Source organism: Agreia sp. (assembly GCF_964263775.1).
GTDB lineage: Bacteria > Actinomycetota > Actinomycetes > Actinomycetales > Microbacteriaceae > Agreia.
Window position 1 is genome coordinate 1 of record NZ_CAXVWM010000055.1, and the last position, 3,381, is coordinate 3,381.

The window sequence follows — 3,381 nt, forward strand, 5'->3', positions numbered from 1 at the left end:
CGGGCGCGGCAGCCGCGGTGAGCGGCGTCTCGAACCCAGGCATGGGAGCGGGCGCGATCGCTGTCGACCCGCCGGTCCCGTCGGAGGCGACGCTGATGATGGGCGTTCCCACGTCGACGGTGTCGCCCTCGGCAACGAGCAGCCCTTCGACGACACCGGCGAACGGCGACGGAAGTTCGACGAGCGACTTGGCGGTCTCGATCTCGACGAGCACGTCGTTGATCGCGACGGTGTCACCGGGGGCGACGCGCCACGAGACGATCTCGGCCTCGGTGAGGCCTTCGCCGACGTCGGGGAGGTTGAAGTGCGAGGTGGTCACGATGCCATCCTTTGCGAATTGAAGAAGAAGCGATGAAGCGATGCGCCCGGAGGCGAGATGGAGCTAGAAGGCCAGCGACCGGTCGACGGCCTCGAGGATGCGGTCGACATCGGGCAGAAACAGGTTCTCGATGCGAGGCGCGGGGATTGGAACGTCGAATCCAGAAACGCGAATGACGGGAGCCTGCAGCGAGTAGAACGCCCGCTCGGCGACGGTCGCCGCGATCTCACTTCCGACGCTCACGAAGCCCGCGGCCTCCTGGCACACGACCAGGCGGCCGGTCTTGGTGACCGACTCGAGAAGAGGCGCGTAGTCGATGGGGCTGATCGAGCGCAGGTCGACGACCTCGAGGCTCACTCCCTCGGTGGCGGCGAGCTCTGCGGCCTGCAGCATCATGGTGACCATGGCACCGTGGCCGACGAGGGTCGCATCCGTGCCCGTGCGCGCGACGCGACTGGCGTGCAGCGGCGAGGCCGAGGCATCCAGATCGACGGGGCCCTTGGGCCAGTAGCGGCTCTTGGGCTCGAAGAAGATCACGGGGTCGTTCGATTCGATCGACTCCTGGATCATCCAGTAGGCGTCGTTGGGGGTCGACGGGCTGACCACGCGCAGGCCGGCCGTGTGCGCGAAGTAGGCCTCGGGGCTCTCCATGTGGTGCTCGATCGCGCCGATATGGGCGCCATAGGGAATGCGGATGACCACGGGCATGCGCAGTGTTCCGCGGCCACGGTTGGTGAGTTTGGCGAGCTGCGTGGTGATCTGGTTGAAGGCGGGGTAGACGAAGCCGTCGAATTGGATCTCGCAGACCGGGCGGTAGCCGCGCAGGGCGAGGCCGATGGCGGTGCCGACGATTCCCGACTCGGCGAGGGGCGTGTCGAGCACCCGCTTGTCGCCGAACTCGGCTTTGATGCCCTCGGTCACGCGAAAGACGCCGCCGAGCGTTCCGATGTCTTCTCCCATGAGGAGGACTTTGTCGTTGTCGGTCATGGCCTTGCGCAGGCCAGCGTTGATGGCTTTCGCCAGCGGAAGTTCTTCGACGGCCATTACTTGCCTCCTCCGAGCGACGCCTCGTAGTTCGCGAGCCAGGCCTTCTGCTCGGCGACGAGCGGGTGCGGCTCGCTGTAGACGTGGTCGAACAGGTTGTCGATCGTGGGGTTGGGCAGTTCGAGCGTGCGCTTTCGGATGTCGGAGGCGAAGTCGGCGGCCTCGGTCTCGACGTCGTCGAAGAACGCCTGGCTCGCGCCCTTGTTCCTCAGGAACGTCTCGAAGCGGATGATCGGGTCGCGGGCGACCCAGTAGGCCAGCTGCTCGTCGTTCTGGTAGCGGGTGGGGTCGTCGGATGTCGTGTGGGCGCCGATGCGGTACGTCTGGGCCTCGATGTAGCTGGGCCCCAGGCCGTTGCGGGCGTCGTCAAGGTGCTTTCGTGAGACGGCGTAGCTGGCGAGCACGTCGTTGCCGTCGATCTGCACGCTCGGAATGCCGAAGCCGCGCGGGCGCAGGTAGAGCGGAACGCGCGACTGCGTGGCGACCGGAACCGAGATGGCCCACTGGTTGTTCTGCAGAAAGAAGACGGTGGGCGTCTGGTAGCTCGCGGCGAAGACCATGGCCTCGTTGACGTCGCCCTCACTGGTGGAGCCGTCGCCGAAGTAGACGACCACGGCGGTGTCGGTGTCGGGGTTGCCCGTGCCGACGGCTCCGTCGAAGTTGACGCCCATGCTGTAGCCGGTGGCGTGCAGCGTCTGGGTGCCGAGCACGAGGGTGTAGCCGTGAAAGTTGCCGTTCTTCGGGTCGTTCACGTCCCACCCGCCGAGGGTGGTTCCGCGCATCAGGCCGACGATGCCCATGAGGTCGACCCCGCGGATCTTGGCGACGACGTGCTCGCGGTAGCTCGGGAAGATGTGGTCCTGTGCACGGGTCGCGCGGGCCGATCCGACCTGTGCGGCTTCTTGTCCGTGGCTCGGCGGCCACAGGGCCATCTGCCCCTGGCGCTGCAGGTTGGTGCACTCGGTGTCGAAGCGCCGGATGACGGCCATGTCGCGATAGAACTGCTCGTGCTGTTCGTCGCTGATCGCCTCTATATAGGGCAGGTACTCGTCGCTCCCGGCGCTGGGAGCGAAGGAACCGTCTGTGGCCAGAAACTGAACCGCGGGCGGAGGAGTGGTCATAGAAGAACCCTCTTGTCTTTCGCTTGTATGCCTACGCTATCGGGTGCGTCGGCGCGCCCTCTGAGAGGGTTGCGACAAGCTTTGCCGAGATAGCGATGAGTTTCTCTACAGCTTCGTGCTCGCCGATCGAAATCCGCACGCCCTCAGGGTGGAATGCACGCACGACTATGCCGTTTGCGGCATATACCTCGGCGGCGTGCTCGGTGTGCTCGCCAGTGGGCAGCCAGATGAAGTTTCCCTGCGGCTTGGGAGCATCCCAGCCCTGGTCGATGAGCGCGGCCCAGAGCGCATCGCGGCGTGCGGCGATGTCTGCGACTCTTTTCTCAAGCTCGTCATCATCGCTTAAGGAGACGACCGCGGCATGCTGCGCCTGGTCGGTGATTCCCAGGGGAATGGCCGTCGTGCGGGCGGCCTGCAGGATGGCGGCCGGTCCGATTCCATAGCCGACGCGCAGCCCGGCCAGCCCGTAGGCCTTCGAGAAGGTGCGCAGCACGACGAGGTTCGGGTACTTGCCGAGGAGCTCTGCGCCGTCGACCGCATCGTCGTCGGTGACGAACTCGCGGTAGGCCTCGTCGAGAATAACGAGCAGGTCGCGGGGGACTTTTGCCATGAAGTCGGCGAACTCGTCTTTGGTGACGATGGTTCCGGTGGGGTTGTTGGGGCTGCACACGATGATCAGGCGAGTGCGCTCGGTGATCGCGTCCAGCATCGCCGGCAAGTCGTGCCGGTGGTCGTCGCTGTTCGCAACCTTGACGCTGATAGCCCCCGTGAGTGTGGGCATCCAGGGGTAGGCCTCGAACGACCGCCACGAATAGATGACCTCGTCGCCAGCACCGGCCGCAGCTTGAACGAGTTGAACAAGAAGGGAGACGGACCCGGCCCCGATGATGACCTCGT

The 3,381-nt window shown here is 65.6% G+C and carries 4 protein-coding genes; all 4 read right to left on the reverse strand.

The window, feature by feature from the left end; genetic code table 11:
* A partial coding sequence (locus ACE5CZ_RS05065; protein ID WP_374946252.1) for a biotin/lipoyl-containing protein occupies positions 1–319 on the reverse strand: 319 nt, incomplete at its 3' end.
* Between the two features lie 63 nt (positions 320–382).
* The gene (locus ACE5CZ_RS05070) at positions 383–1,363 is read right to left on the reverse strand and encodes an alpha-ketoacid dehydrogenase subunit beta (RefSeq protein WP_374946253.1); all 981 of its coding nucleotides are present in this window, start codon (positions 1,361–1,363) and stop codon (positions 383–385) included.
* Positions 1,363–2,484, reverse strand: coding sequence for a thiamine pyrophosphate-dependent dehydrogenase E1 component subunit alpha (locus tag ACE5CZ_RS05075; protein ID WP_374946254.1), 1,122 nt, complete (start codon positions 2,482–2,484; stop codon positions 1,363–1,365). The genes ACE5CZ_RS05070 and ACE5CZ_RS05075 overlap by 1 nt, the downstream gene beginning before the upstream one ends.
* A 31-nt stretch (positions 2,485–2,515) precedes the next feature.
* A partial coding sequence (locus tag ACE5CZ_RS05080) for a histidinol-phosphate transaminase (protein WP_374946255.1) occupies positions 2,516–3,381 on the reverse strand: 866 nt, incomplete at its 5' end.

What these genes read in the sequence shown, in the direction of transcription:
- ACE5CZ_RS05070 (WP_374946253.1), bottom strand. Translation starts at nt 1,363, where the DNA reads ATGGCCGTCGAAGAACTTCCGCTGGCGAAAGCCATCAACGCTGGCCTG.
- ACE5CZ_RS05075 (WP_374946254.1), bottom strand. Translation starts at nt 2,484, where the DNA reads ATGACCACTCCTCCGCCCGCGGTTCAGTTTCTGGCCACAGACGGTTCC.